The following is a 24,978-nucleotide window of genomic DNA, read 5'->3' as shown; positions in this document are numbered from 1 at the left end:
GTTACATTTCTCTTAAAATTTGCTCTACTACTACTTTTGGATTCTGCGCTTTATAAATCGGGCGTCCCACGACGATAAAATCGCTTTGTGCAGCTTTTGCATCTTCTAAGGTTGCCACGCGTTTTTGGTCGCCACTACTCTCGCCAAAGGGACGAATCGCAGGCGTAAGCGTCAAAAAATCCGTGCCCACTTGCTCTTTGATAGTTTGAGATTCCGCACAAGAGCATACGACACCATTTAGCCCACATTCTTTTGCGGTTTTCGCAAACTCCAGCACTTGCGTTTGTAATCCCGTATGATAAATCTCAAAGAATCCCTTTTCATCAAAGCTCGTAAGCGCAGTTACTGCCATTACTAGCGGAGGATTTGGAATCGCCTTTAGCCTTTGCATAACCTCACGCATAGCCTCTTGCCCACTGCTTGCGTGGATAGTTATCATACTAACTTTTAGCTTTGCAATCTCCTCTACGCTATCGCCCATTGTATTAGGAATATCATAAAGCTTCAAATCCAAAAAAATGCGAAAAAGCGGGTTTATGGCTTTGATTTGCTCTAAAAACAAAGCACCATCACGTATGAAGCTACGCAAACCGACTTTAACCCATAAATCCTTGTCCTTTAGCGATTCCAATAATGCCAAATTCTCCTCTGCGCTAGGCAAATCTAGAGCAACACAAAGTTTCATTATTTATCCTTTGGTGTAAGATTTTTAAATTTTTTTTGGATTTTTTCTCTTGATTTTTCTCCTTGCTTCTTTTGAGCGGGAAATGTCGTATATTTTGTTTGATTAGATTTGGAATCCCTAGACTTTGAGCCTTTAAAAGAATGAGAAGTTTTTGTTTTGGTAGTTCTTGATGATTTTGCATTTTTTGAAGCATTTGCTTTTTTAAAAGATTTTTGAGGTTTTTGAATTGTTTTTTGCAAAGGCTCTTTTGGAGTTTTATTTGCTTTTTGTTGCGCTTTTTCTGCGTCTTTAGCGATTCTTTGTTGTTCTAAAATCGCTTGAATCTCCTCTAGTGAGAGTTTGTAATTTTTAGCGATTCCATCTAATACGCCATTGATAAATTTAACCGATAATTCGTAACTAAAATTTTTGGCAATCTCCAATGCCTCATTAATCACAACTGCTTTATCCACCTTGCTAAAAATAATCTCATACGCACCTAGCCGCAAGATTGCGCGCTCTATGCTGCCAATGCGCTCAAAATCCCAATCCTTTAGCTGATGTGTAATGCGCAAGTCTAAGGATTCCAAATTTGCAAGGACGCCAGAAAACAATTCTTGGGCAAATGTTTTTTGTGCATTTTTTATCTTGTGCTCCTCTAAGATTTCTTCTACAAACTTAGAGATTCCCTCATTCCCGCTATCATAAGCATACAAAAGCTGCACAACGACTTCACGCACTTGGCTTCTTGTCGCCATTTATGCTCCAATCTTGCGATAAAGATTAATAAGCTCAATCAAACCCGCCATAGATTCAAAGCCCTTATTTCCAGCTTTTGTGCCTGCGCGCTCAATAGCTTGTTCAATAGAATCGGTTGTGAGCACACCAAAGGTTACCGCTGCACCATAACGAATCGTAACATTTGCGATTCCTTTTGTTGCTTCGGCACTCACATAATCAAAATGTGGTGTCGCGCCACGTATAATCGCACCCAAGCAGCAAACGCCATCATAATCTCCTTGTGCGAGGACTTTTTCTAGCGCAAAAGGAATCTCAAAAGCTCCCGGCACCAAAATATGTGTGAGATTCTCCTCTCTGCCTCCGTGGCGCAAAAAGCAATCCTTTGCCCCCTCTACCAATCTGTCTGTAATCAGATGATTAAAACGGCTAGAAATAATTGCAATTTTCTCATCGCCTAGAAGCGATAAATTTCCCTCAATGATTTGCATAATTTTCCTTTGTAACAAGATATTGAATTTCTAAAATCTGCTCTACTAATTCTAAAAGCATCTTAGGAGTAAGCATATTTGGACCATCACTTAGAGCAATTTTTGGATTAATATGCGTTTCGGCAAACAATCCATCTATTCCCACAGCTGCCGCAGCCCGCGCAAGTAGAGGCGCATAACGACTATCTCCTCCGCTTTTTCCATTTAAGCCACCGGGCATTTGCACCGCGTGTGTTGCATCAAAAATCACAGGAGCAAACTCACGCATAATTGCTAGAGAGCGCATATCCACAACTAAATTTCCATAGCCAAAACTGCTTCCGCGCTCCGTCAAACAGACTTTATATTTTAAAGAATTTTCAAGATTCGCTTCCTCTACTGCTTCGTTTTGTGCTTTTGCACGAATCTTAAGAGCTTTAAGTACAGAATATTTCATATCTGCTGGATTCATAAACTGCCCTTTTTTGATATTTACAATAGCATTTGTTTGTGCCGCAGCAACAATCAAATCTGTCTGCCGACACAAAAAAGCTGGAATCTGCAAAATATCTACAACTTTTGCTGCAGGTGCGGCTTGGGTAGTCTCGTGAATGTCTGTTAGCAACCGATAACCAAACTTTGCCTTGATTTTTGCTAGCGATTCTAAGCCTTTTTCAAGTCCGGGTCCGCGATAGGATTCCAAACTTGTTCTATTTGCCTTGTCAAAACTTGCCTTGAAATAAAAATCCACTTTTTCATTTTGCGAGAGCGGCTGGAGCGATTCTGCAATTTCTTCTAAAATCTCATCATTTTCTATCACGCACGGACCTGCGATAATAATCATTTTCTATCCTTTCAATAAATTAAATTCGTGTCGTTTAAAGTCGTAATTATACACTTCCCCGCTCTCTATAATGTAATGCCAACCATAAAGGTTTAAGGTGCGCGCAAGATATTTTTCTTTTACCTTTGGATAAGTAAAGAGATTCATAATCTGCCGCTCAATGTTGATTTGCTCCGTTAAAAAGCTACGCATAGCCTTTGTCTTTGGGCTAAGTGAAAGCACTTGTGTTTTTACAGGCTCAATGAGTTTTAACCAATTTTTAACATTGGGCATATTGATAAAATGTTCCTCCTCATAAAGCGCCGCGCAACCTCCACAATGCGAATGCCCACAAATAATGATATTTTCTACTTTTAATTCCTCTAACGCATATTCAATCGCGGAAGTTGTCGCTAGATATTCCTCTGCTTCACGATAAGGCGGCACGATATTTGCGATATTGCGCACGACAAAAAGCTCGCCGGGCAAGGTGTTTGTAATCAAATTAGGCACGACACGAGAATCTGCACAACCCACAAAAAGCGTGTGGGGATTCTGCCCCTCTTTAAGATTCTCAAACAATTCTTTATAGGCTAAAAAATTCTCCTCTTTAAACTTAATCACTCCTTCAAACAGCAAATCAATCGTATTGGGCGCATTGGAAGTAAGTTTAGAATCTGCATTTTCGGGCGTTGTGGCTTCTTGTTCTGTCGGATTCTTTTTAGACATCATTTATCCTCAATCCAATGACTTAAGGGGTAACTTTGGTGAGGCTTTCCATTGCGGCAGATAAATCTTCACCCACACTATACACATACAAATCTACGCGTCTATTTTTGGCGCGCAAGGAGGGAATTTCGTTATTGGCAATCGGAGAAAACTCCCCCTCACCTCCCCCCAATACACGCGTTTTTGCCACGCCTTGCGTAAGGATAAGATCTGCGACATTCACACCGCGCGCGATAGATAATTCCAAATTATCCTCAAAAACCGAATCCTCTCGCACAGGGGTGTTATCAGTATGCCCTATGGCTTTAATCAACACAGCATTAGGGAGTTTGGCAAACTCCATTGAAAGCCGCTTAACAAGTGCGATTCCACTTGGATTTGTTAAAACCGCACTTCCGCTCTCAAAAAGCAATTCATTGGGGATTCTAATCACCACGCCCTTTTCGGATTCCTCTAATTCCACAGAAGGTCCATTGGAGATACGATTGACTTCGTTGTAATCCGTAATGAGGCTTGCAAAAATATTCACCACATTATCCATTTCTACTTCGGTTTCCATAGGAGTAGCTTTTATCGGCGCGGGCGGATTGATTTGTGTTTGCGAGCCTTTCTCAAGCACCGCCAAAGAACCTTCCAAAGAGCCGATTGCCAATGCGATTCTTTGCGTATCAAAGGTTGCCATTGAAAGCAGCAAAATAAAAAAGGTTAGAATCAAAGTAACCATATCCCCATAAGTCCCAAGCCATAATGGAACACCTTGAGGACAATCGCAAGCGGGGCATTTATTTTTTGCCAAATTTTTCCCTTTAAGATTCTAAAATTTAGTTAAATTTTGAGATTATAGCTTGATTTTAGTTATAATCTTATTTAATTTTTAAATTTTGTGAGGAAATTTTGCAATCTCTTGTTGATTTTTTAGTAGAATCTATCCACACTTTTGGATATTTTGGAATCTTTTTTTTGATGTTTTTAGAAAGCAGTTTTATTCCCTTTCCAAGTGAAGTTGTGATGATACCCGCAGGATATTTGGCGCATTTGGGGCAGATGAATCTCTTTGTCGCAATTCTTTGTGGCGTCTTAGGCTCACTCACAGGCGCATTACTCAACTACTATTTGGCACTTTTTTTAGGGCGCGAGATTCTCATCAAATTTGGCAAATATGTGTTTTTTGATGAAAAAACAATGATAAAAATGGAAAATTTCTTTGCCAAACACGGACATATTTCTACCTTTAGCGGGCGTTTGATTCCTGTTGTGAGGCAATACATTTCGCTTCCTGCAGGATTGGGTAAAATGCCGCTAGCTCTTTTTTGTCTTTATACTTCTTTGGGTGCTGGAATCTGGGTTAGCATTCTTGCCACGCTTGGTTATTTTTTGGGGCAAAATGAAGCACTTTTGAAAGAATATTTGCATTGGATTACCTTAGGGCTTACTCTCTTTGTCCTATTTGGTATTGGCTTGTATATTTTTTTGCAACAACGCAAAAAAATAAGCCACTACAAGGAATCTTAATGTTGCATACTCGTAGTATTTTCTTTCATCATTGCGAAGCCCTTTAGGGCTGTGGCGTGCATTTGCGTGAGCAAATTCACCCACATTTGCAAATCCATAATTTTGGATTATTTTAAGTTTTCCACTGCGTCCTTGTGAGATTCCATATTATTTTTATACCTCTACCCTCTCTAGGATTCTAAGGTTAAATCCGCTTAATGCGCAATATTCAGACTCATCTACTTGTGAGACGCTTAAGAGCTTAAAATCCCGAATCTCTAGCGATTTTAAAATCTGCGCCCCGATTCCTAATCCCTTGATGTCCTTGCCACCGCAGGTTTTCAAAAAAACCAAATATCCTCCTTCTTGTTTTAACCGCTCAATTGCTTGGATTAATCCATTAAATGCGTTTTCATTCTCTAAAAGCTCCAAATCCTCTTTCACAATGTGGAATTTGACGAGAGGAATTTGCGGCTTGCCAAACACAAAGGCTGTATGGATTCTGCTTAAATGGTCTTGAAATTGGATTTTTTCCACTTCTGCACCTAAAAACTTGCCCTTTTCCCGATAGATTGGCTTAATAAGCTGCTCAAACTGCAAGCGATACTCAATCAAATCCGAAACATAAAGAATCTTTAAGCAATGTTTTTGCGCAAATTCACTCAAAAACTTATCCCCTCTTCTTGCCATTAGCCCATCTTCTCGCATAATTTCACAAATCACACTCACAGGCTTAAGCCCCGCAAGCTGACAAATATCAATACTCGCCTCTGTATGCCCTGTGCGCTCTAGCACACCGCCCTCTTTGGCAATCAATGGAAAAATATGTCCGGGTCGCACAAAATCTTCCGGTTTTGTGTTGGATTTACACATTAGGCTAATCGTTAAATCTCGCTCATACGCAGAGATTCCTGTTTTAGCCTCTTTGGCGTCAATAGAAACCGTGAAAGCCGTCTCGTGATTGGAGCTGTTTTGACTAACCATTGGGGGTAAATCAAGCTTCTCTGCAATCTCTTTGGTAATAGAAACACAAATCAACCCACGCGCTTCTTGCGCCATAAAGTTGATTTTTTCGGGTGTGCTAAAGATTCCAGCCATTACCAAATCGCCCTCATTTTCCCTATCCTCATCGTCCATAATAATAATCATTTCTCCATTTTTAATCGCTTTAATCGCCTCTTCTACGCGCAAAAATGCTTCGTTTTGCATTTCTTAACCTTTTGCATTTTTTTGTAAAGTATATCACAAACTTACAAAAAAATCTTTAAATATATTGACAAATAAAAATAATAAAGATATAATTTCGCTTTTTATTGGGGTATCGCCAAGCGGTAAGGCAGTTGGTTTTGGTCCAACCATTCCGAGGTTCGAATCCTTGTACCCCAGCCACTTATTCTCACTTCATAACATTTATAATCTTTTTATAAATTTTATCGCGGGGTAGAGCAGCCCGGTAGCTCGTTGGGCTCATAACCCAAAGGTCGGTGGTTCAAATCCGCCCCCCGCTACCAAATCTTTCTCCAATTCTATTATTTTGTTTTACGCAATCTGCACATATTGGATTTAAAATAAAATCTTAAATGTTGATAATATTTTAGGATTTGTATAAAACGCCATTTAAAATCAAAGTTTTTCCATTTAAAAACGAAGTGGTTTGATTTAAAATAGAAAAATTCAGCTATTTTTAATCAAAACTTATTTATATGAGTCTTAACTATTCTTGAGTAGAATCCTCGCTAAGAACAGACATGATTTAGGAGAAATAGTTATGTATTTAAAGCATATCGGAATTAAAAATATAGGACCAATAGATGAATTATCAATTAAAATGCCTTTTGATGAAAATAGGAATCCAAAACCTGTAATTTTTGTCGGCAAGAATGGCACAGGAAAAACTATTCTGCTAGCACAAATAGTGGATGCTTTGTATGAAATTGGGGGCGAATTATTTAGAAATATTAGAATATACAAGAATGACAACTCTCGTTATTATTATAAGGTTAATGGTGGTATTAATTTAAAAAATGGTAGCAACAAAGGTTTTTCTATACTTCAATTTGAAAGTTTTAATAAAAATAAACAAATTATTGAATATTGCGACAAGATAGGAGATAATATTTTTTTAAAGGATTTTCAAACTATTATTAATAATTTCCAATTAGAGCCAACACAAGACAAAATAATAACACATATTGAAAATAATAAAAATTTGCAACAAGAATGGAAACAATATGCTCATTTTTATTTACCAGCATACAGATATGAAGAACCTTTTTGGAAAAATCAAGAAGGCTTTGATAGAGATATTCCATTAGAGCATATTCCAGATTCAAAAGAATGCAATAAAGAGTTGGTGATAGTTTCCTCCAATAAATCTAATGAAACCTAATATTATGGATTTACTAATGGATAGGTTATTATATCAAGCATGTAGCGACAAATTGAATAACTATTTATTGCGTAAAATGGAGCAAGATAAAATCAAGTATGATACAATTAATGATTTCTTGCAACTAATAAAACAAAATAATGAGATATATCTCAATGTTTTTCCAAGATATTATGCTAAAGCTGGAACAAGATTTGGCATTGAACTAGAAGGGGGCACTATAAGCTACATAAATCAACTTTCCTTAGGAGAAAGTGTCTTATTTAATATGTTTGTAAATATTATAAGACACACGGATACTGCTGATGAACCTAAAGGAATTGTTATTATTGATGAAATAGATACGCATTTGCACGCTAATCTGCAAAGTAAAGTGTTACCCCAGCTGATTAAAATGTTCCCCAAAATTCAATTTATTATTACGACACATTCTCCTTTGTTTGTATTGGGTATGAAAGAAGAGTTTGGAGACAATTTTATGTTATATGATATGCTAAATGGAAATATCATCAATCCAGAAAGATTTTCTGAATTTCAAAGTGCTTATACAATTTTGCAAAATACAGAAACTTTTGAAAAGGATTTAGAACAGAAAATTAGAAGCTTAAATAAACCGATAGTATTTGTAGAGGGACCAACTGATGTGAAATATATCAAAAGAGCCTGTGAATTATTTGGTAGGCAAGATTTGTTGGACGGAAATTGTATTCGTATAGATATTGTTGGGGAGCAGACTAGTAATGGAACAAAAAGCTCAAACGATGTAGCTTTGAAACAAGCTGCTATGTTTTTAAAGGCAAATCCAAATTTGATACCCAATAAAATACTTTTACTTAATGACCCTGAGAATAATATAAATTATGGTGAAAAATATAGCAGTGATATTCTGTTTATTGATAAAATGCCCTTTTTTGACAATAATCCAATAAAAAAGGGGGTTGAAAATTTATTTCCTCAAGAAACAATAGAGAAAATTATTAGACGAGCAAACGAGATGATTTATTATACAGCAACCAATAAAGAAGGAACAGAGAATAAAACATATGTGATTAGAGATGGATGTAAAATGCAAGTTTGTGATTGGCTTTGTGAAAATGGCACAAAAGAGGATTTTAAAAACTTTGAAAGTGTTATTGAAATTTTAGATAATTTTTTAAGCAAAGGGAATAATCGCCCTTAATCACTGCCATTAACTTCACCTCTCAATTTGATATACAAGACAACTAAAGCAATCACAAACCTATTGGGAATCTAAAGTAGAATCCTTATCCCTTTTCTTGATTGCCTCTTTTGCGCCCTCTGATATATTATCCTTAAAGAAACTATCAATTCCCTTAAGGCGTGTTATCATCTCTTGCACAATGAAATTTAATATCTCAAAGAGTTTATGGGCAATCTCTGGATTATCGTTTATATCTAGCTCTTTTGCAGAATGCACAGCATTGTTTCCTGTAATGCGCACAATGTCTAAGGCTTTTTGCACTTCTGCAGGAAGTCCTAATTTAACAAGTTCTTTAATATTCTCATTGATATTCTTGCCTTTAAGGCTTTTGCATTTTTCAGAATTATCTTTCAAATATGAGATTAATTCCTCTAAGGCTAAACGCAACAAAGCACAAGCTGCTCTAGGGGAATCCCCTACAACGCTTGAAGCTTCCTTGTAGATTGCCTTAATGGATTCGGGCATATCCTCTGCTGGAGGAATAGCAGAGGATTTGGGATAGAGCATTTCCTCTTTGATAGTGGGCTTACCCCTTTGTAATGTCCCATATTTACACCAAAGGCTATAATTCTTACATACTTGACACACTGCAATGTGTATAGAATAATTTATATCAGGCGTATGTCCTTCATATAGACACTCCCAATTCATTTGAGCCAATACACTACAATAAGGACAAGTAAAGGCTGTTTGCCAAAAACTTGGAGAAACAAATCTTTGCATTATTTTTCCTATTTTTCAAATGGAATATTATAATCACATTCTACTAAGAATCTCTTTTATTTAATTCCCCTTTCATTTCAAAAGCCATTCTTTCTTTTTCTTAATTTTATGCTAGATTCCTTTTAAAGTAAAAGGATTATTATGGAAATGGAAGAGATTATAGAAAAGCTAAAGGATATTTTGGCGAGTGAGGGACAAACAAGAATTAAAGCTATGGATATAGCCAAAGCCTTAAACATACACCCCGATACTTTTAATAGTATGAAGTTTAGAAACTCTATCCCTTATAAACAAATCCTAAACTTCCTAGAGCAAAGAAAGATTAATATTAATTACTTTTTCTTTGGAAGCTCCCCTAAAGAAAGTTTAGAATGTGAGGAGAAATATAGGATTCTAAAACTCTATAAAACCAATGCTTCTTTGGGAGGGGGTGGAATTAATGAGTTTGTAGAATACCAAGAGATAGTAGTAGATAATACCCTGCTCAATTTCTTTCAAAGCCAAAATTGCGAATGGATTACAAGCTTTGGCGAATCTATGGAGCCTGTCATCAAGGACGGCTCTATTTGTGTGATTGATAAAACAAAGCCCTTTAAAGATAAAGGTATTTATGTTATCAATACAAGAGAGGGGCTTTTCATCAAGCAAGTTTTTAAACAACAAAATGGAGTAATTCTGCATTCTTTTAATCCAGCTTTTAAAGATATTTTTTATAACAATGGAGATTTTCTGATAATTGGCGCGGTTATTGGTGAAATTAGACGAATACACAGCACACACTAAGCTGTGGAGAGTTAATGTTGTCTCATCAAAAGACAAGGAGAGACAATGCAAAACCTAGTAAAGAAAGAAACACTAAGAGAATATTTAGAGGGAATCCTTTTAACAAGATACGAAGAGACTGACGATTCTCTTTATACTTACAATCAAAATTTAAATGTAAGATTGCAAACACTAGAGGAGATGAAAGCCTTAATCACTGCTTTGCAAGAAGTGATTAAAGACATCAAGAATGCAAAAGTCAGTGAGGATTTTAAAAGAATTGAAATCAAAGTAGAAAATTGCTTTTGTAAAAGTGTGGTTTTAACCTATGTAGAATCTAGTGATTATTATAGAGAGTCTTTTAAATAATAGGAGTAGGCACATTGGAGTGCCTAATAATTCCTCACCAACAACTCCTTTCTTTTGACATTCTGTGTTTGCATATTGATTCTATATTTTGTCTCTAGGGTTTCTATGGTAAAGTTTTGATAGAGATTCCTTACTAGCTCACAATCGTTATAACTCAACAAGAATTTACCTTTGATACTCTTTAGAGTCTTGCATAAATCCTTGTGGTCTTTCAAATCAAAAGTCTTTTTGTTCTTATAATAATTCTCTGTTCCCACATAAGGCGGGTCAAGATAGAATAATGTCGCTTCGCTATCATATCGCTTAATAAACTCTCTAAAGTCAAGATTCTCAATACTCACAGGTTTAAGCCTTTCTGCATAGACTTGAAAGCTCTTGTAAATATTCTTTACGCTTCTTGCCTTTTTACACATTGCATAATTGTCCCTCTTTCCCCCGAAGCTATGCACAATGGAGTAAAAATAAAGTGCGGCTTTTTCTATATTGTTTCTTGGTTCTTTATGAATGGAATCTAAGAAAAAATCTCTACCGCTTAGCATTCTATTTAATTCTATTTGGAGACTCTGCGGTCGTGTTTGAATGATTCTGTGTAGATTGATTAAATCGGCATTCCAATCATTAATCACCTCATTGTATTTTGCAAAAGGACGCTCTTTGGCATAAAGCACCGCTAGGCTTCCCCCAAAGACTTCTGCATAAGTGGTATGCAGAGGCATTCTCTCTACAATCTCTTTTGCCATTTTGGATTTCCCACCTACCCAAGCAAAGGGGGCTTTAAGAGTGCTAGTTTTCATTTTAAAGTTTGTATTTTCCATTGCAACTCCTTTTAAAATGAAAGTTTTTTGCTAGATTTTCAAAAGTAAGGTATGATTCCCTTGCTAGTTTTCATTAAGGGGGCTTTCCCCTTAAACTTAAATCTTGATTCCTCTATCAACTCTCTATCCTTTAATTTTTAAATATAATCTTTCTCTTTTTGTTTTAATCTTGCTTCTCTTATAATCTCTAATTTTTCACTTTGCCATTTCACAATGAGTTCCAAACAAGCACACTTTTTCTCTAAAGCTTGAAGTGTATGGTTTAAAGATTTGATTTGTGCTTTTAAAGCTTTCTTTTTCATTGTGTTTCCTGTCTAAATTTAAACTAAAGGGTTTTTAAGAGCAAGCAGGCAATTAGGAAAGCTTTGTTTATCAAAGCTAGGTTGCCTACTCTTGTCTGTGAGCTTTTAAAAACCCTTTAATAGTCCGTATCAATCTATGCAAGGCAAGAATAGGCACACTGGATTTTTACAAGTAAAAATCTCCCTAATTGCCTTTTATAGATTGATACAAACAATCCCTTAAGAAGTCTCATACTCACTTCTCAAACTCTACACTTGTAGTAAAGGAATCTGCACTCAAAGAGTGATTCACACTCTTAATACGATATTCCCCGCTATCCTCTCCTGCATTGCTTAAGGAGAGAATCCCACCTGCAAATACACAAGTCCCATAAATCTCTAAACTTCCACTTACGATTCCACTATTTGCCCTCTCTAGTTTTGCCTTAGCTTTTTCTTTTGCCTCTGCTGCATTCTTGAAACTCTGCTCTAGTTTGATTTGCTCTCCCTCACCACTGCCTACCACAACTTCTTTGATTGCATTTTCTTTGGTATCGTGCCATACTGCTTTGCAGCTTCCATAAAGTGTTTTATTGGAATACTTAATGCGATAACTACTGCATTCGCTTAGACTAATGGAAGCTTTAGGTATCGCACTCTTACCCTCATTACCTTTCCTTAAAAAGATGATTTGATTATCCTTGACATTAAACACTGCGTCAAAGTCTTTTGCAAACTTTTTTAAAAACGCTAAATCACTTATATCGTGCTGCCCCGCATAAGCAATCTTAATCTCTCCAAAATCAGCAACTGCACTTAAATCGTGCTCTTTTGCGATTCTCTCTACAATCTCTTTTAAGCTTACCTTTTCCCAAGAACGATTCTTTCTCTTTTTTAACCCACTGCTAAAATCTACTCCTGTGGCAGTAATGGTTGTTGTGGATTCCGTCCTTTCACTACTTTGCACCGCAAAGCTCCCACAATACCAAAGCCCACTCTCTTTGTAGCCTAGCCAAAGTTTTAATCTATCTTGGTATTTAGGACGCTTGAAAGTTCCATACACATTAAGTGTAATCTCATCACTGACAATTCCTGCCTCATCTTTGAAACTTAAAGAGATGAGATTCTTGGTAATGTGTGCGGTTACATCTTTCTCATTAGCTAGAATCTTAAAATCTGGTGTAAAATGCTTCATTGGTAATACCTCTTGAGTGTGATTTGCAAAGTGCGTTTCAAGCTTGCACCATTTGGGATAATGGATTCACTTTTAATATTCACACTCTCTACTAGCACATCACCGATAATCTTGCCATAGCCTAAAACCATAAAGAAAGGTTGTTTTAGTTTCACTGCTTCCAAGAATCCCTCTATCACCTCTTGCTTTTGCAATAACATATCAAACTCTAGCGTGAAAGATTCTTTAAACTTCCCACTATTAAAATATGCGGGATTATTCCCAATCCTTGTAATCTCGCTAAAGGTTAATTCTAGGTTAGATTCTATTGTGTTGCATTGTGTTTGTTGCAAGACAAATTTAAAATCTCCTAATGCAAGATAAGCCATTTTTAATCCTTAAAATAAAATTGTTTAGCACAAAGGATTGTAAATTCAAGACAAAAGCAAAGGCGCATACTAAAGGTATGTAACTAAATCTTTTGTCGCTTAAATCCCTTAAAAGCCAAAGTGCGATTTTTAAAAATCAATATCACTTAGTGTGCGATTCCGCTCACTCTCTTTAGACTTTTTTAACGCCGCTTCCACTTCTCTTTGAATATCTCTTTGCAGTTGAGAGTTCTCTGGAATCTTGCCATCGGTGGTTTGCACATTAATTCCTCCTGTGAAAGCGACATTGATATTTTGCGCTTGTGCCTTTGGATTCTGTGGAATGGGTTTAATTTCAATAGGATTAATTTGTGCAGATTGCAGGGCAAAAGAATCCTGCACTTTTATGCTACTTTCTTTCTCTCCAAATCCAAAGAATCCTTTAACGCTAGAAATAGCACTCCCAATCTTGTTGATGACTCCTGAAAACATACCCACCCAAGTAGCAAAAAGCGAGGAGAAATATTCTGTAACTGCGCTAAAGCCTTGCATAATTAATCCCAAAGGCGACCACTTAAAAATTGTTTTAAAACCCTCCCACGCAACACTTGCACCAATCTTGATTTTATCCCACAAAGCAGAGAAAAATTCCTTAATAGGCGTCCAATATTTATAAATCAAATACGCTCCCCCTGCAAGCAATGCGCCAATTAAAAAGATTGGATTTAAAAGAATAGATTTACCAATGAAAGATAAAACAGAGCCAAAGGCTTTCAGTGCTACACTGCTTAAAGCAATTGCCTTGCTTAAGCCTAGCGTTGCGATTCCATAGAGTTTCATCGCAACCATTGTAGCCCCAAGCTGCGCCTTAACCAAAAGCAATCCAAGATTCTTTGCCTTTAACCAAGCAACACTTGCTAGGATTGCACTTTTAAAAAGGCTAAAATAAGGTAAGGCTTTTAGGATATTCAAATGCACAAGATTAAACACGAATCCCAATCCAGCACTTGCCACGATAAAAGAACCAAAGGCAGCTACTGCGCCTACAACCACTCCCGAGATTTTAGGGAATGTCTCACAAAGTGCAGTAAAACCATTGATAATAGGATTCACCACACCAATGATTGCATTTAAAGGAGGTAAAAGCACACTTCCGATACTGATTCCAAGATTTAACACACTAGATTTAAGGAGTGTGAGTGCATTCTCTGTTGTAGCAGCACGAGTTTCAAACTCTCTTTGTAATGAACCCACTTTATTTTTATCATTTGCCAAAGCTACTGCTTTTTTATAGTTGTCTATTCCACTGACAAGCAATGCCATATCATCTCCAAACTCCGCACCAAATAAATCGCTTAGGATTCCCATTTGTTCTGATTTTTCTACATTTTTAAGCGTTTCTAAAAATTCCTCAATACCCTTTTGGGGATTGTTTTGGATAGAATCTTTAAGTTCCTCTGCGCTTAAGCCGATTTCCCCTAAAGCCTTTCTAAAACTCGCGCTTTGTTTCTCGGGAGCTAGAAGTTTGGTAAAAAAGGAGTTGATTGCTGTTCCTGCAACTTCAGGGGCTTTTCCCATTGCGATAAAGGCACTGCCAAGAGCCGCAGCATTCTCTGCACTCAATCCCATTACCTTAGCCGTTCCCCCAATTCTATTTAAAACCTCTGTAATTTCACTTGCCTTTGCAGCCGAGTTATCGGAGATATGGTTAATCGTATCGCCTAGTCCCTCCATTTCTTTTAATCCCAAGCCATAGACATTCATAATCTTTGCCATTGTATCCCCTGCATTCTCGGCACTCATATCAAAAGCAGTGCCGATTTTTGCAACAAGGGTGGTAAATCCCATTAAGTCTTGCTTGGCGATTCCAAGTTGTCCTCCACTTGCAGTAATCTTGGCTAATTCTGTGGGTAAAAGTGGAATCGTTTGAGAGAGTTTGCGAATCTCTGCACCAAAGGCGTTTAATTCCTCATTGGATTCAAAATCTACTACCTTTTTCACATCTGCCATAGAGCTTTCAAAATCAATCGCAGCCTTAACAGGCATTGCAATACTTGCACCAATGGCTGCCTTTTCTACAAAACTAGATTTGAAACTATCAATCTTGCCTTGCACTTTGAGTTCTAAATCCTTATTGCGTAAGGATTCTACTTGTGCTTTGATTCCGCTCAATGCACTTTTGAGTTTGTTGAGGGGTGAAAGATTGACTTTGGGTGTTAGTGTGGATTTTAATACACTTTGATTCAAGCTTTGAATCTTGCTTAATTCTTTTTGTGCCACATTGAATCCCTTACTCTCTAAGGCAGAACCGATTTTAATTGAGATTCCTAGATTTTGCATTTTTAAAAGCCTTTTAAATCCTCTTTAAACACTCTTTAATCCTTATTGTTTTGTGCAATCTTTTGCAATTTGCTCAACTTCTAAATAGTATTTTGCTAAGGCTTTGTGGGATTCAAAGCTTCCATTTTCTTGTGGCTTTGGTGGTAACTCTAAGTTACATTTAATAGGGATTAACACTTCTTGGGTTTGGATTTTAACAATAGGCTTGGTTGCGCAAGCAGAGAAACTTAACGCAAAAAGAGCAAGAAGCACAGCCAATACAAAATTTTTCATCTCCCCAACTCCTTAAACAAATCCTTATACCCTCTTAGCTCCGCTTCACAACTAGAATCTTGAATCACAATCTTATCCACTGCGCTTGTATCCTTTTGTGTCTTTTGCACTTTTAGGGATTCTATGGCTTGATTTTGTTTTTGTAGGGATTCTTGCAAGATTGCAGTATTGCCTTGTGCAATTTGCAAATTAACTTCTAGGTTTGCAATCTCTTCTAGCGCACCCTTGTAGAGCCACCCCACAAAAACGAGCGCAAAAAATAGTGAAACAATCACACCATACAAAGCGGTAGAGATTCCACCTTCACTACTGCCAAAGAGCTTTAGTAAAGTGTCCATTGATTCTGCTTAAGCCCCCCGCTCAATAATCTCTGTAATCCTAACCCCGCGCCGTTTCACTTGTGCATACCAACGCGACTTTCTAAAATTCTCCGCCGCACCCTTATAATCCTTGCGCTCCATAAAGCCCAAAGAGTTTTTAAAAGTCTTGAGTGTTCCCAAACCCATATTGTAAGCCATATCCACAATCGCCCCTGCGCGTTTGGTATCTAAATCCTTAAACCAAGAAAACGCCTTATCACAATTATCATAGCAGCAGCTTAATTCTTGCTCTAGCCACTCTTTTGCTACCTCTTTGCTAACCTTGCCATTTACTAGCTTTGCTCTCTCCTCTGCATTTAAAGGATTTGCCTCAATGTTGCGCCCATATCCAATCGTATCAAATCCCGCAGGGCATTGATACACACTTGCACTAAATCCCTCAAACTCTGCAGTCATTGGCACAATAAACGCCAACACTTCTTGTTTTTTCATTCTTTCTCCTTTGCCATTTTTTCTGCAATTTTGTTTAATTCCAAAAAATCAAAATACTCCATTTCTAAGCAATCCCTATAACTAAAATGCAAGATTGCGCCTAGATTCGCAATAATCACAAGAAAAGAATCCCTCGTGATTAGCTTACCGCTAAAAAACTCTGCAATCCTTTTTGTAAAATGGTGTAATCTCTTAATGTCATATCATTTAATTCCTCTTGTGTGATTCCTGTGAGATTTGCAATAAGCGCAATTTCTGTTTCTCCCGCATTTTGAATATGAGAGAGTGCGCGCATATCCCGCACAAAAGGCACACGCATTTCTACTGCTCTGCCACAATCTTTTAAAACTAATTTTAAATTCTTTAATTCTTTCATTGTTCTCTCCTTATACTACATTGCTGCGAATTTCTTGCCAAATATCCCTGCCTCCAATGACGCAGGTTAGATTTCTCGTATCCACTAACACTTCTGGAATCCCATTGCTTTCAAGCTTCATAAAATAGGCTTGTAGCTCCAACTCTACTTCTACCGCCTCACCAAACTTGATTTTAGGATAAGTGTTTTTGGTGATATTTCCCCTAAAAGTCGCAGTATGGCTAAAATGCCCTTTTGGGCTAGAGACATTCCATTTGATATAAAAGCGACTTAAATCGTCAAACTGGTTGCCCATAGAAACCATTAAAACTTCGTTATATTCCGTGAATTTCGTTTTAAGCGTTAAGGGTTTTAGAATCCCTGTGTTAAGATTGCTCTTATAAAATCCCCCATTTTGTTCATAGGTTTCAAACTCAATGGCTGGAATTTCACATTCTCCTGTTACACCTAAAAATCCAATGCCCTCCACAAAGACTTGTCCCGCGTTAATCACCTGTGCTTCTCTGACTTTTCCACCATTTGTTAAAAAACTAAGCATTTTCTCTCCTTTTAAGAAATCATTTTAATTAGTGTATCGGCATATTTATCGGTGTAATTGAAATTAATCTCTAAACGCTTTACAATAGGAGTATTCATTAATTGCACATCTAAATAAAATTTGCCTGCGGTGATATTAGCAGCGGTGTTGAGTGCATCATTCCAAGAGACTTCATAATCTACCAAGACTTTTGCGCCTTTAAGGGCTAAAAGCATTTGCTCTACACTATCTTTTGCTGCCTTTAGCTCATCGGCTCTCCTATCAATCGCCCAAAATAATCCCTCTAGTGCAGCCTCTGCGATTCTATCAAACACGCGCACACGTGTAAAATCTTGCCAAATGGAATCCACAGAAGTGGTGTGATTTCCCCAAGTCCTAAAGCCTTGATAACGAATAATGGTCGTGATATTTTTATTTCTGATTCTATCGGCTTCGCATTCCTCTCCTGCTTCAAACTCCACAATGCGTTTTGTGCCAGAGATTCCATTTAGCACACGATTGGAATGTGAGTTAGAGAATCCATACTCCTCCTCTCCATCTACATAGGCAATCAGCCCTGCAATTCTTGCGCTCATTGGCTCAAAGGATTCTGCATTTTTTAGTGTATCCCACACCTTGACATAAGGGTCGCAGAGCAACACACGCTCACTTCCATAGGAAGCAACCTTTGTGGTAGCCTCTGCCTCACTCTCGCAGTTTAAATCAATAATAGCGTGCGCACTCAATCTCTCCGCGACACTTTGCATTTCTGTGCTCACATCTAAATCGTGGCTAAAGTAAGGCGCAATGATTAAGTTTGGCTTGTAACCAAAGAGCGCATAAGCCTTGCGGAATCTCCCGATTGCCTCTAAGATTCTTGTTTTAATCCCCGCTTCTCCATAGAAACTCTCGGGGCTTTCTTGTGCCTCTCCTAGAGTAATGACAACAAAGCTAAGAATCAAAGGGCATTTGGAATTTTGGTCGTTAATGCCATCTAGCACCCGATGAATTGTTCCCTCATACTTAGAAAATTCCTTTAACGCTTCCTCCGCACTTCCATAAAACCGCAGAGGTTCTGCCTCAAAACTCGCAATGAGTTCTGCATCACTCTGTAAATCCAATGCAATGCTTACTGCTGCACCAATGGGAGTAGTAGAAGCAATCTGAATCGGACGTGCTGCACTAGAGGAACGTGTGGTATTGACACCAAAAACGCTAGCCATTGTTTCTCCTTTTAATTAAATTTAAAATTGGTTTGAAGCATAGAGCATAGAATCGCACACTTGCATAAATCACTACTCTTTGAATCTTGCCTATGCCTAAAATCCTTAAAGCCGACAAAAACACATCATCAGCAACCTTTCTTTTTAAATGCCCCTCTTGTGCAAGCTCGCAAAGATAATCGTGCAGTACATAAGCCTTTGTGGGTTTTCCCACAGGGGAAAGGAGGCTTTGAAAGAGTTGTGGGACGCTCCCAAAGTCTGTTTTAAATCCCTTTGGCACTTCAATAAACAATTCACCTTTAAATTCGTCTAGCTGCAAGATTTCAGAGTTTGAAGGAATATTGCGCAAGGCTTCACAATCGCCCCTAAAGTAAAATCTAAAAGGCTCTAAAATCTCAAAATCTTTTCCTTGCCTTAAAATTGTCCTTAGTTCTTTATTCATTCTCTTTCTCCCTCTCTTTTTCGTTATGTTTTCCCTCAAACCGCAAGTGTCGCAAGACAAAGCCTTGCACTTTTTTAATCGCAAGGTTGTAAATGTCTAGCTCTTTGATTGGAGTTCGTGTCTTAATGCTTTGGATATTAATCATAATGGCTAGGATTTCCCCGAGCGTTAAAAAGGCAAAGGAATAATCCACAAAGAATTTAAAAGCCTCTAGGATTTTTGCTTCTAGTGCAAACACGAAGGGAATGCTTAGCATTAAAGTCTTAGAAAGCAATTCTGTGCAGACAAAAACTCCGATTTCCTCTTTTAAAGCAAGGGTTTTTAGGAATCCTGCAACCATAGAGACAAGAAAAATAAACAATAGCGCATAGACTTGCACATCTTTGATTCCAAGATAAGTAATGCTAGAATAAAACCAAGCCACAAAACCACTTCCAAGAAATAAAAACAAATTAGAATCTCTCTCTAAATTCATTGTGTCTCCTCTTGCCATAGAAATTCAATACGCGCAAAGGGTAGATTAAAAGCTTGTAGGTGATAAAACACATTTTTGCGCTGCTTGTCATAGTGATAAGCCCTCATTTCTTTAGTTAAAAACAGCAGGCAGTTAGGAATGTCTTTTTGGTAATTCTTTGCATTTTCTCTCAAAAAATCCGAAATCTCAAAACTCCAATATTCCCCTAAATCCTCTCCATCGGTTTCTAGCTTGGTAGGAAACAACCCCAAATATGCAATATGGTCGCATTTATTGCGTTTATCATCGCCATAAACCCTCTCCGTAGCCCTTAGGAGAAAAATCCTCGCATCTTGACTAAAAGGTTCTTTGCAGTTAATTGCAAAAACACTCTTTTTAATAAGCACCTTGACACAATCTTTAGGGCTTAAAAAGAGCATTGTCTGCAAATCCTCTTGTGGAAATCTTGTTTCTATTCTTTCTCCATTGACAAGCAGTGCAAAATTCTCTTTGTCTTGTGAGGCTTTTAGGATTGGGTCGTTTGCAATCAAATGGGCAAGATTGTTTTTAGGATTAAAAAACTCTCTATCTAAATTTGGCAAACGATATTCATAGAATCTTGTTAGCTGATTCTCTCGCAAAAACATATCCCTTGCTTGATTGGCTAAAAAAGTATTTTTAGGAAATCTTAGTGGATTGTTTTGATAGATTTCTTTTTGCAAGGCACAAGTGTAGCTTTTTCTAAGTCCCGTGTCTTTTCTCTCAATCACACACGAAGCATTGCACAAATAAAAATACTCGCACTCCAAGCAATCTTGGTGTAGTGTGAGTTGATTCTCTAGCCTTTGGACATTGTGAATATTCCTTAAAACAATCTCCTTGAAAGATTCTTTAAAGAGATTTCCGCATTTTAAAGACTCCAAAGCCTGTGAGCGATGACAAAGATAGCAATCTCCATTTTTTTGGATTAGGAGTTGTTCCCTGCCACAATTTGTGCATTGTGTGCAATAACCCCCAAGAAACTCTTTAAACCATAAATGCTCTACCGCAGGGGCAAATTTAGTATCCGCTAGCCTTTCTCTTAGGGCGAGATAGAAGTCTCGCATTTTTTGTGCCCCTGCCATAGTGAAAGAATCTCTTGCGTTTTGGCTTTGGTAAGCAAACATAATGTAAAAATCATTTGCCATATCAAAGCCAAGCTCTTCTATCTTTAAAACATCTTCAATAAACTCTTCTGCATTGAGTGATTCCTCTGTCATTGTCGCACTAAAGCTCTTTCCATAAGGATAGGTTGCAAGTAATCTTAACATTTGTAAAGTTTTTGGAAGTGTGCTTTTGCCATTTTTTAATGTGCGGTATTTTTCGTGTAATCTTAAAGGTAAATCCACAGAACCACTGATGAAAACCTTGTATTTGACAAAGGTTTCAAAAAACAAATCCAAGTTATAAAGATTGGTTTTTAAATGAATGAAATTCTCTAGGTTCTTTGGTGCAAAAGACTTAATCCAAGTGTAATTTTCTGCTTTGTAATCCCAAAGGGCTTGAAGGAGTTTTTGCACATCTTCTAAGGGCGCACTTGTAAGCTCTGCTCCGTGTAAAATCACTTTAGAAATGAGGACGCCTTGCTCTTTTAGCCTTGCAGCAATTTTCTTAAAAGATTCGTCCATATCCTGTGTGTTTTCTTTTGTGTTGGTGAGTTGTCCTAAATAGCAATATTTGCAACCAAAGTTGCAAAACGCATTGGGAACAAAAACAAGTTCTCTTGCAATATAAGGTGTCTTCATAGTGTTTTTGCCTTTATAAAAAGATTGTCAATGGCTTCTTTGGAGAGCTTAAGAGATTCTGCTAATGCCAAAAGTAAAGGATTATTGCGGCTAAACTCGGTTGCATATTCCCAAGAAATCTGTGTTTCTTTATCCATCGTTTGTATAATTTCCTCAATCCTCTCCAATAATCCAGCCTCTAAGAGCGCAAGCTTTGCTTGTCTTGCACTGATGGCATAAGGCACACCATTAGCGTCATACTGCTCCATACGCTTTTGATAAAGAGAGTGCCCCTCAATCATTGCATCTACATCTCCTTTGAAGGTCGTTTGTGCAATTTCTTTGAGTTTTGGTAGGTTGGGTTGGTTTTTGGGAAGTCTCCTAGATTCTGTTTCTGGTGCGCCAGCTCCTCCCCATTCTAGGGTATAGATTTTATAAATAAAATAATCGTATTTATCGCTATCTTGCTCGGCATTGCAGCGGGTAAGACATTCTAAACACTCTTGCAAATGTGCCTTTTTATTAAGACTCTCTCTATCTCTCTTCCCTTTGAGGTTTTGGAGTTTGGAGGAGATTTTCTCTAAAGTGCTTTGAATATAATCTTTTGCTTCTTTATCGTAAGAGTAATACATCTTAACCTCCGTTATTATTGTTGCAGCTGATAGACCTTTTATCCTCATAAACCACAACACCATTGACAGCAATTTGAGCTATAAGATGTGTTCCGTAGCCTAAACCAATATAGTAATGATTGCCAAAATAAGTTCCACCAGTTCTCTTATAAAAATTAATCGTTTTCACGGGGCTTGTTACCGCTTGTGCATCATTATTTTGTGTTGTTAAAGTCGCTCCCGCAATCGTAGAAGTCTCTATGGTCTGCTTAATCGTTGTTTGCATTTTCTGCTCTAATGCCGCATCTAGTTCTTGTGCCTTTTTCTGCACAGCATCTAGCTGCTTTTTATTAATGGCATCGTTGGGCTCTTGTGCGTCAGCAACTTGGAAGTTCTGCGTGCTATCACCATTTTTGAGGGCGTATTTTTTAAGCTCCTGTGTGAATCTCTCCACTTCTGCATCAATTCTTAGATTCAATTCCAACTTTATTTTATTTACAAAATCCCTAGAGGCAAGAACCACGCTAGGATTGAGTTCTAAAACCACTTCACTTGCATTTTTGAGTTCCATTACAACTTTAATGAGTAGTTCTTTCGCACTTCCTTGTTCCAATCTTGGCTTATAGGTGGGTGGGAGATTACCCAGCGCAATCAGATGATTCTCTTCATCATAAATTCCAATCGCATTAATCTCAAATCCTCCTATATTACTTGGGACGACACATTCTAAATTCACATAGCAATCATTCTCCTCATCTACATATTTGGAATTAATGTTTGCCTCATAGACGATTCCCTCTAAAGTCGTGATATTCTCATTAGGTAAAATGCTTTGAGAGCTAAGCTTGAATCTTTTTAGATTGATTCCATTACCACTTGCCCTTGCAGCAATAAATTTTGCAATACCGATTTTGGTAAGCATTGTGTAATATTGTTTTTCTTGCACTAACTTGCCTCCTGCGTGTTAAGATGTTGTTTTGTGATTTCACAAACAAAGATTCCCACTCCAATAAAACTAGAATTTACATTGCTTGCTTGCGTGGTTTGATAGGGCAATACAGAGAGAATCTCTCCCCCCACACTCACGCTTGCATTAAAGCTTTGATTCTCGCTTGTAACTTCTAGTTCCACTGCTTCTAAAACCGAGCGGACATTTTTGTATTCCTCTATCAAATAATCTAAGAGTGCCAAAGTCCTCTTATCAAAGCTTTTTGTAGGTTCGGAGACTTTCACTCTAAAGGTAAAGGGTGTGCCCGCATAAGCAAACCACTCCTTGATTTCCACTTCTTTAAAAACTGCATTCAAAGCTGTTTTTAAGACTTTAGGTGTGCCTGCGTTTTTGTGCATTAAAATGGCATTTGAGAGAAGTTTCCTTGCCTCCTCCTCATTCAAATTTGTAATATCTATGTCAAACATCAATGCAAGCTGTGGGAGAATCTCACTTGGAGTAGATTGGGGTAAAATATCAATACTTTTTAAATCACAATCTTGCAAGCTCTTGCGTCCTAGTAATTCTAAGAAACGCAAGAATTGGGATTCGTTGGATGGAAGCAAACTTTTCATAATTTTGCCTTTAGATTCAGTTCGTCCAAAGGGGCTTCCTTGAAATTTAAAATAAGCTCTTGGATTTTAATCACCTCTTTTTTATCTATCGGAGTTACATCACTCGTGGGTTCTTTTAGCTCTACCTTATACACTCCTGCTTGGTGTAAGTCTCGGATAATCTCTGAAAGGGGTAAATCCTCCCCGATTCTAAATTTCCTTTCTTTGAAAATGGAATCATAAGTTGCCGCAATCTTGGCGGATTCTTTTAAATCAAAGAGGAAAATATCCGCTACAATTGTGAGTGGATTTTCGGCTACTGCATACACAAAAACTTGGTCAGTAAGTGGTCGCACAGAATCTCCACTTAAGGCATTCTGCACACGTTCAATCATTAATGTATCCACACCCCCTTGACTTTGCAAATACACATCTACAATTCCGGGTTTGGTTTTTTCTGTAATCACACCCACATCATCAATCCTAGAATCCGCACTCTTAGCGTGAAACGCATAAGCCTTTGCGCTTCCCGCAGTCGTGTGAGAATGCAAACTTAATAAAGAGCGGTTTTTAAAGGCTGTATCACTCTCTACTGCGCCCCCATTGGCAAAGTTGCCTTGTGCTTCTACTTTGAGACTAAAGGTAAGAGGGGTTAAGAGATTCTCACATTTAATCTGCGCATCGGGTTGTTTCTTGAAATATTCTACAATCCCAACCGCACTTAGCTCACCCGCTCTAATGAGGAGGGAATCTTGCAAATAGGCTCGGTGTTCTCCACTCTCATCGCCTAGCTCTAATCCTTTGGGAAGAATCAAGTCTTGCTTAGAAGTCGCACTTAGACTAAAAGTATAATACGCATAAGGATATGCCCCATCTAGCCTCTTGGTGTCATAAAGTGCGCAAAGATTATCCAAATCTTCCCCTTGCGCATATTTTAGAAGCAAGGCTTTAATGCTATCTACGCGTCTTTGCTCTAGCAAAGTGAGTTCATACGCAAAGGCTTCTAACACAACCGACCAAGAATCCGATTCTAGTCGCTCATAGTTTGGATAAACTCGTTTAATACGTTCCTCAATTCTTAAGAGGGATTCCTCATAGCTTAAGGGAGTTAAAACACTAGACATTGAGCACTCCGCTGAAGCTTGAATTGTCTTTGAAAAAAAGCGTATAATGCACTTTGGAATCCTTGACTTCTTCTAAAACTACACGTTCTAGCTTGACTCGTTTTTCCCATTTCTCTATCGCCTCTGCAACATAGCGATAAAAATCTAGCTTAAAGTTATCGTCCATTTTTCTATCGGTTAAAAGATAGAGTTTTGAGCCAAACTCTGGGAGCATTACACGACTTCCAAGAGGTGTTTCTAAAATGCGCTTTAGGGATTCCTCTAAGGAGGCTTGATAAAAGACGTTCATTGCACTCTCCCGCTACCACTGCCACATTGTGTGGTAGCGTTTTGTTGGATTTCCTCCACGACTGCTTTTGCAATGGCTTCAATAAAGGGTGTAGAATATTGTTTATGCACACCTCTATCTTGGACCTTTTGATAGCCTTTTGCTTGGAGATTTGCTTCAATTTTACTCTGCAACGATTGTGCGCTTAATGCCAT

33 protein-coding genes and 2 tRNA genes are annotated in these 24,978 nt (G+C 37.8%); 7 read left to right on the top strand and 28 right to left on the bottom strand.

What is annotated here, in order from left to right; genetic code table 11:
* Position 1 precedes the first annotated feature (1 nt).
* The 6 genes from pyrF to K2N75_RS07070 form a co-directional block, all read right to left on the bottom strand.
* Positions 2-685 (bottom strand): orotidine-5'-phosphate decarboxylase, encoded by a 684-nt coding sequence (pyrF, locus tag K2N75_RS07095; RefSeq protein ID WP_297679983.1) that lies wholly within the window; start codon positions 683-685, stop codon positions 2-4.
* The gene (gene nusB, locus K2N75_RS09230) at positions 685-1,422 is read right to left on the bottom strand and encodes a transcription antitermination factor NusB (RefSeq protein ID WP_363318440.1); all 738 of its coding nucleotides are present in this window, start codon (positions 1,420-1,422) and stop codon (positions 685-687) included. The genes pyrF and nusB overlap by 1 nt, the downstream gene beginning before the upstream one ends.
* Positions 1,423-1,893 (bottom strand): 6,7-dimethyl-8-ribityllumazine synthase, encoded by a 471-nt coding sequence (gene ribH, locus K2N75_RS07085; protein ID WP_115551112.1) that lies wholly within the window; start codon positions 1,891-1,893, stop codon positions 1,423-1,425.
* The gene (gene kdsA / locus K2N75_RS07080) at positions 1,880-2,716 is read right to left on the bottom strand and encodes a 3-deoxy-8-phosphooctulonate synthase (RefSeq protein ID WP_297679984.1); all 837 of its coding nucleotides are present in this window, start codon (positions 2,714-2,716) and stop codon (positions 1,880-1,882) included. The genes ribH and kdsA overlap by 14 nt, the downstream gene beginning before the upstream one ends.
* A gap of 3 nt (positions 2,717-2,719) precedes the next feature.
* Positions 2,720-3,340: a carbonic anhydrase gene (locus tag K2N75_RS07075; protein WP_297680024.1), complete on the bottom strand. Its 621-nt coding sequence runs from the start codon at positions 3,338-3,340 to the stop codon at positions 2,720-2,722.
* A 106-nt stretch (positions 3,341-3,446) separates the two neighbouring features.
* A complete protein-coding gene (locus K2N75_RS07070; protein WP_297679985.1) occupies positions 3,447-4,220 on the bottom strand; it encodes a flagellar motor protein MotB in 774 nt (257 codons plus the stop codon).
* A gap of 98 nt (positions 4,221-4,318) precedes the next feature.
* Between K2N75_RS07070 and K2N75_RS07065 the strand changes: the two genes are divergently transcribed.
* Positions 4,319-4,936 carry a DedA family protein gene (locus tag K2N75_RS07065; RefSeq protein WP_297679986.1) on the top strand — a complete coding sequence of 206 codons (618 nt, stop codon included), beginning with the start codon at positions 4,319-4,321 and terminating at the stop codon, positions 4,934-4,936.
* A 153-nt stretch (positions 4,937-5,089) separates the two neighbouring features.
* On the opposite strand, the gene K2N75_RS07060 is transcribed toward K2N75_RS07065, so the two are convergent.
* Positions 5,090-6,124, bottom strand: coding sequence for a bifunctional 3,4-dihydroxy-2-butanone 4-phosphate synthase/GTP cyclohydrolase II (locus K2N75_RS07060; RefSeq protein ID WP_297679987.1), 1,035 nt, complete (start codon positions 6,122-6,124; stop codon positions 5,090-5,092).
* 105 nt (positions 6,125-6,229) lie between these two features.
* Between K2N75_RS07060 and K2N75_RS07055 the strand changes: the two genes are divergently transcribed.
* The 4 genes from K2N75_RS07055 to K2N75_RS07040 all read left to right on the top strand — a co-directional run bounded on the left by K2N75_RS07055 (position 6,230) and on the right by K2N75_RS07040 (position 8,484).
* Positions 6,230-6,304 (top strand) — tRNA-Gln (locus K2N75_RS07055).
* Positions 6,305-6,349: 45 nt separating this feature from the next.
* Positions 6,350-6,426 (top strand) — tRNA-Met (locus K2N75_RS07050).
* Positions 6,427-6,683: 257 nt separating this feature from the next.
* Positions 6,684-7,304, top strand: a complete 621-nt coding sequence (locus K2N75_RS07045) for an AAA family ATPase (RefSeq protein WP_297679988.1) — start codon at positions 6,684-6,686, stop codon at positions 7,302-7,304.
* A 16-nt stretch (positions 7,305-7,320) separates the two neighbouring features.
* Positions 7,321-8,484 carry an AAA family ATPase gene (locus K2N75_RS07040; RefSeq protein WP_297679989.1) on the top strand — a complete coding sequence of 388 codons (1,164 nt, stop codon included), beginning with the start codon at positions 7,321-7,323 and terminating at the stop codon, positions 8,482-8,484.
* 60 nt (positions 8,485-8,544) lie between these two features.
* On the opposite strand, the gene K2N75_RS07035 is transcribed toward K2N75_RS07040, so the two are convergent.
* Positions 8,545-9,249, bottom strand: coding sequence for a DUF4145 domain-containing protein (locus tag K2N75_RS07035; RefSeq protein WP_297679990.1), 705 nt, complete (start codon positions 9,247-9,249; stop codon positions 8,545-8,547).
* 141 nt (positions 9,250-9,390) lie between these two features.
* On the opposite strand from K2N75_RS07035, the gene K2N75_RS07030 reads away from it, so the two are divergent.
* Entirely contained in the window at positions 9,391-10,032 is a 642-nt protein-coding gene (locus K2N75_RS07030) for a S24 family peptidase (protein ID WP_297679991.1), read from the top strand.
* Between the two features lie 45 nt (positions 10,033-10,077).
* The gene (locus K2N75_RS07025; protein ID WP_297679992.1) at positions 10,078-10,380 is read left to right on the top strand and encodes a hypothetical protein; all 303 of its coding nucleotides are present in this window, start codon (positions 10,078-10,080) and stop codon (positions 10,378-10,380) included.
* 23 nt (positions 10,381-10,403) lie between these two features.
* Here the strand turns inward: K2N75_RS07025 and K2N75_RS07020 are convergent, their stop codons facing one another.
* From K2N75_RS07020 to K2N75_RS06925, 20 genes are all read right to left on the bottom strand, one after another.
* Positions 10,404-11,195 (bottom strand): DNA adenine methylase, encoded by a 792-nt coding sequence (locus K2N75_RS07020; RefSeq protein WP_297679993.1) that lies wholly within the window; start codon positions 11,193-11,195, stop codon positions 10,404-10,406.
* A 137-nt stretch (positions 11,196-11,332) separates the two neighbouring features.
* Positions 11,333-11,497, bottom strand: coding sequence for a hypothetical protein (locus tag K2N75_RS07015; RefSeq protein ID WP_297679994.1), 165 nt, complete (start codon positions 11,495-11,497; stop codon positions 11,333-11,335).
* A gap of 235 nt (positions 11,498-11,732) precedes the next feature.
* Complete coding sequence (locus tag K2N75_RS07010; protein ID WP_297679995.1) at positions 11,733-12,671, bottom strand: contractile injection system protein, VgrG/Pvc8 family; 939 nt, start codon at positions 12,669-12,671, stop codon at positions 11,733-11,735.
* Positions 12,668-13,039 carry a phage tail protein gene (locus K2N75_RS07005; RefSeq protein ID WP_297679996.1) on the bottom strand — a complete coding sequence of 124 codons (372 nt, stop codon included), beginning with the start codon at positions 13,037-13,039 and terminating at the stop codon, positions 12,668-12,670. Before K2N75_RS07005 ends, K2N75_RS07010 begins: the two co-directional genes overlap by 4 nt.
* 129 nt (positions 13,040-13,168) lie before the next feature.
* Positions 13,169-15,358, bottom strand: coding sequence for a phage tail tape measure protein (locus K2N75_RS07000; RefSeq protein WP_297679997.1), 2,190 nt, complete (start codon positions 15,356-15,358; stop codon positions 13,169-13,171).
* 42 nt (positions 15,359-15,400) lie between these two features.
* Positions 15,401-15,631 (bottom strand): hypothetical protein, encoded by a 231-nt coding sequence (locus K2N75_RS06995; RefSeq protein ID WP_297679998.1) that lies wholly within the window; start codon positions 15,629-15,631, stop codon positions 15,401-15,403.
* On the bottom strand, positions 15,628-15,969 hold the full coding sequence (locus K2N75_RS06990; protein WP_297679999.1) for a hypothetical protein: 342 nt from the start codon (positions 15,967-15,969) through the stop codon (positions 15,628-15,630). The genes K2N75_RS06995 and K2N75_RS06990 overlap by 4 nt, the downstream gene beginning before the upstream one ends.
* 9 nt (positions 15,970-15,978) lie before the next feature.
* On the bottom strand, positions 15,979-16,443 hold the full coding sequence (locus K2N75_RS06985; RefSeq protein ID WP_297680000.1) for a glycoside hydrolase family protein: 465 nt from the start codon (positions 16,441-16,443) through the stop codon (positions 15,979-15,981).
* A 139-nt stretch (positions 16,444-16,582) separates the two neighbouring features.
* Positions 16,583-16,819 (bottom strand): phage tail assembly protein, encoded by a 237-nt coding sequence (locus tag K2N75_RS06980; protein WP_297578673.1) that lies wholly within the window; start codon positions 16,817-16,819, stop codon positions 16,583-16,585.
* A 10-nt stretch (positions 16,820-16,829) separates the two neighbouring features.
* Positions 16,830-17,357, bottom strand: a complete 528-nt coding sequence (locus K2N75_RS06975) for a phage major tail tube protein (RefSeq protein ID WP_297578676.1) — start codon at positions 17,355-17,357, stop codon at positions 16,830-16,832.
* An 11-nt stretch (positions 17,358-17,368) separates the two neighbouring features.
* On the bottom strand, positions 17,369-18,559 hold the full coding sequence (locus tag K2N75_RS06970) for a phage tail sheath subtilisin-like domain-containing protein (protein WP_297680001.1): 1,191 nt from the start codon (positions 18,557-18,559) through the stop codon (positions 17,369-17,371).
* Positions 18,552-19,001 carry a DUF1353 domain-containing protein gene (locus K2N75_RS06965; RefSeq protein ID WP_297680002.1) on the bottom strand — a complete coding sequence of 150 codons (450 nt, stop codon included), beginning with the start codon at positions 18,999-19,001 and terminating at the stop codon, positions 18,552-18,554. The genes K2N75_RS06970 and K2N75_RS06965 overlap by 8 nt, the downstream gene beginning before the upstream one ends.
* Positions 18,994-19,476: a hypothetical protein gene (locus K2N75_RS06960; RefSeq protein WP_297680003.1), complete on the bottom strand. Its 483-nt coding sequence runs from the start codon at positions 19,474-19,476 to the stop codon at positions 18,994-18,996. Before K2N75_RS06960 ends, K2N75_RS06965 begins: the two co-directional genes overlap by 8 nt.
* Positions 19,473-21,239, bottom strand: coding sequence for an SPASM domain-containing protein (locus K2N75_RS06955; protein ID WP_297680004.1), 1,767 nt, complete (start codon positions 21,237-21,239; stop codon positions 19,473-19,475). Before K2N75_RS06955 ends, K2N75_RS06960 begins: the two co-directional genes overlap by 4 nt.
* A complete protein-coding gene (locus tag K2N75_RS06950) occupies positions 21,236-21,850 on the bottom strand; it encodes a hypothetical protein (RefSeq protein ID WP_297680005.1) in 615 nt (204 codons plus the stop codon). The genes K2N75_RS06955 and K2N75_RS06950 overlap by 4 nt, the downstream gene beginning before the upstream one ends.
* Position 21,851: 1 nt before the next feature.
* Positions 21,852-22,775: a phage tail protein gene (locus K2N75_RS06945; protein WP_297680006.1), complete on the bottom strand. Its 924-nt coding sequence runs from the start codon at positions 22,773-22,775 to the stop codon at positions 21,852-21,854.
* Complete coding sequence (locus K2N75_RS06940; RefSeq protein WP_297680007.1) at positions 22,775-23,392, bottom strand: phage tail protein I; 618 nt, start codon at positions 23,390-23,392, stop codon at positions 22,775-22,777. The genes K2N75_RS06945 and K2N75_RS06940 overlap by 1 nt, the downstream gene beginning before the upstream one ends.
* The gene (locus K2N75_RS06935; RefSeq protein ID WP_297680008.1) at positions 23,389-24,495 is read right to left on the bottom strand and encodes a baseplate J/gp47 family protein; all 1,107 of its coding nucleotides are present in this window, start codon (positions 24,493-24,495) and stop codon (positions 23,389-23,391) included. Before K2N75_RS06935 ends, K2N75_RS06940 begins: the two co-directional genes overlap by 4 nt.
* Complete coding sequence (locus tag K2N75_RS06930) at positions 24,488-24,784, bottom strand: GPW/gp25 family protein (RefSeq protein ID WP_297680009.1); 297 nt, start codon at positions 24,782-24,784, stop codon at positions 24,488-24,490. Before K2N75_RS06930 ends, K2N75_RS06935 begins: the two co-directional genes overlap by 8 nt.
* Complete coding sequence (locus K2N75_RS06925; protein WP_297680010.1) at positions 24,781-24,978, bottom strand: hypothetical protein; 198 nt, start codon at positions 24,976-24,978, stop codon at positions 24,781-24,783. Before K2N75_RS06925 ends, K2N75_RS06930 begins: the two co-directional genes overlap by 4 nt.

Origin of the sequence: Helicobacter sp. (genome assembly GCF_029067145.1) — a bacterium.
Taxonomy (GTDB): Bacteria; Campylobacterota; Campylobacteria; order Campylobacterales; family Helicobacteraceae; genus Helicobacter_D.
The sequence above is the reverse complement of the archived record's forward strand: the minus strand, read 5'-3'. Positions and strand labels throughout refer to the sequence as shown.

Excerpts from the sequence above, each read along its gene's own strand:
- K2N75_RS07015 (WP_297679994.1), bottom strand. The coding sequence starts at position 11,497 with ATGAAAAAGAAAGCTTTAAAAGCACAAATCAAATCTTTAAACCATACA.
- K2N75_RS07030 (WP_297679991.1), top strand. The coding sequence starts at position 9,391 with ATGGAAATGGAAGAGATTATAGAAAAGCTAAAGGATATTTTGGCGAGT.
- K2N75_RS07000 (WP_297679997.1), bottom strand. The coding sequence starts at position 15,358 with ATGCAAAATCTAGGAATCTCAATTAAAATCGGTTCTGCCTTAGAGAGT.
- ribH (WP_115551112.1), bottom strand. The coding sequence starts at position 1,893 with ATGCAAATCATTGAGGGAAATTTATCGCTTCTAGGCGATGAGAAAATT.
- K2N75_RS06975 (WP_297578676.1), bottom strand. The coding sequence starts at position 17,357 with ATGCTTAGTTTTTTAACAAATGGTGGAAAAGTCAGAGAAGCACAGGTG.
- pyrF (WP_297679983.1), bottom strand. The coding sequence starts at position 685 with ATGAAACTTTGTGTTGCTCTAGATTTGCCTAGCGCAGAGGAGAATTTG.
- K2N75_RS06930 (WP_297680009.1), bottom strand. The coding sequence starts at position 24,784 with ATGAACGTCTTTTATCAAGCCTCCTTAGAGGAATCCCTAAAGCGCATT.
- K2N75_RS07005 (WP_297679996.1), bottom strand. The coding sequence starts at position 13,039 with ATGGCTTATCTTGCATTAGGAGATTTTAAATTTGTCTTGCAACAAACA.
- K2N75_RS06940 (WP_297680007.1), bottom strand. The coding sequence starts at position 23,392 with ATGAAAAGTTTGCTTCCATCCAACGAATCCCAATTCTTGCGTTTCTTA.
- K2N75_RS06995 (WP_297679998.1), bottom strand. The coding sequence starts at position 15,631 with ATGAAAAATTTTGTATTGGCTGTGCTTCTTGCTCTTTTTGCGTTAAGT.
- K2N75_RS06965 (WP_297680002.1), bottom strand. The coding sequence starts at position 19,001 with ATGAATAAAGAACTAAGGACAATTTTAAGGCAAGGAAAAGATTTTGAG.
- K2N75_RS06935 (WP_297680008.1), bottom strand. The coding sequence starts at position 24,495 with ATGTCTAGTGTTTTAACTCCCTTAAGCTATGAGGAATCCCTCTTAAGA.
- K2N75_RS06970 (WP_297680001.1), bottom strand. The coding sequence starts at position 18,559 with ATGGCTAGCGTTTTTGGTGTCAATACCACACGTTCCTCTAGTGCAGCA.
- K2N75_RS07045 (WP_297679988.1), top strand. The coding sequence starts at position 6,684 with ATGTATTTAAAGCATATCGGAATTAAAAATATAGGACCAATAGATGAA.
- K2N75_RS06925 (WP_297680010.1), bottom strand. The coding sequence starts at position 24,978 with ATGGCATTAAGCGCACAATCGTTGCAGAGTAAAATTGAAGCAAATCTC.
- K2N75_RS06950 (WP_297680005.1), bottom strand. The coding sequence starts at position 21,850 with ATGTATTACTCTTACGATAAAGAAGCAAAAGATTATATTCAAAGCACT.
- kdsA (WP_297679984.1), bottom strand. The coding sequence starts at position 2,716 with ATGATTATTATCGCAGGTCCGTGCGTGATAGAAAATGATGAGATTTTA.
- K2N75_RS06955 (WP_297680004.1), bottom strand. The coding sequence starts at position 21,239 with ATGAAGACACCTTATATTGCAAGAGAACTTGTTTTTGTTCCCAATGCG.
- K2N75_RS07060 (WP_297679987.1), bottom strand. The coding sequence starts at position 6,124 with ATGCAAAACGAAGCATTTTTGCGCGTAGAAGAGGCGATTAAAGCGATT.
- nusB (WP_363318440.1), bottom strand. The coding sequence starts at position 1,422 with ATGGCGACAAGAAGCCAAGTGCGTGAAGTCGTTGTGCAGCTTTTGTAT.
- K2N75_RS07040 (WP_297679989.1), top strand. The coding sequence starts at position 7,321 with ATGGATAGGTTATTATATCAAGCATGTAGCGACAAATTGAATAACTAT.
- K2N75_RS06990 (WP_297679999.1), bottom strand. The coding sequence starts at position 15,969 with ATGGACACTTTACTAAAGCTCTTTGGCAGTAGTGAAGGTGGAATCTCT.
- K2N75_RS07010 (WP_297679995.1), bottom strand. The coding sequence starts at position 12,671 with ATGAAGCATTTTACACCAGATTTTAAGATTCTAGCTAATGAGAAAGAT.
- K2N75_RS06985 (WP_297680000.1), bottom strand. The coding sequence starts at position 16,443 with ATGAAAAAACAAGAAGTGTTGGCGTTTATTGTGCCAATGACTGCAGAG.
- K2N75_RS06980 (WP_297578673.1), bottom strand. The coding sequence starts at position 16,819 with ATGAAAGAATTAAAGAATTTAAAATTAGTTTTAAAAGATTGTGGCAGA.
- K2N75_RS07025 (WP_297679992.1), top strand. The coding sequence starts at position 10,078 with ATGCAAAACCTAGTAAAGAAAGAAACACTAAGAGAATATTTAGAGGGA.
- K2N75_RS06960 (WP_297680003.1), bottom strand. The coding sequence starts at position 19,476 with ATGAATTTAGAGAGAGATTCTAATTTGTTTTTATTTCTTGGAAGTGGT.
- K2N75_RS07035 (WP_297679990.1), bottom strand. The coding sequence starts at position 9,249 with ATGCAAAGATTTGTTTCTCCAAGTTTTTGGCAAACAGCCTTTACTTGT.
- K2N75_RS07020 (WP_297679993.1), bottom strand. The coding sequence starts at position 11,195 with ATGGAAAATACAAACTTTAAAATGAAAACTAGCACTCTTAAAGCCCCC.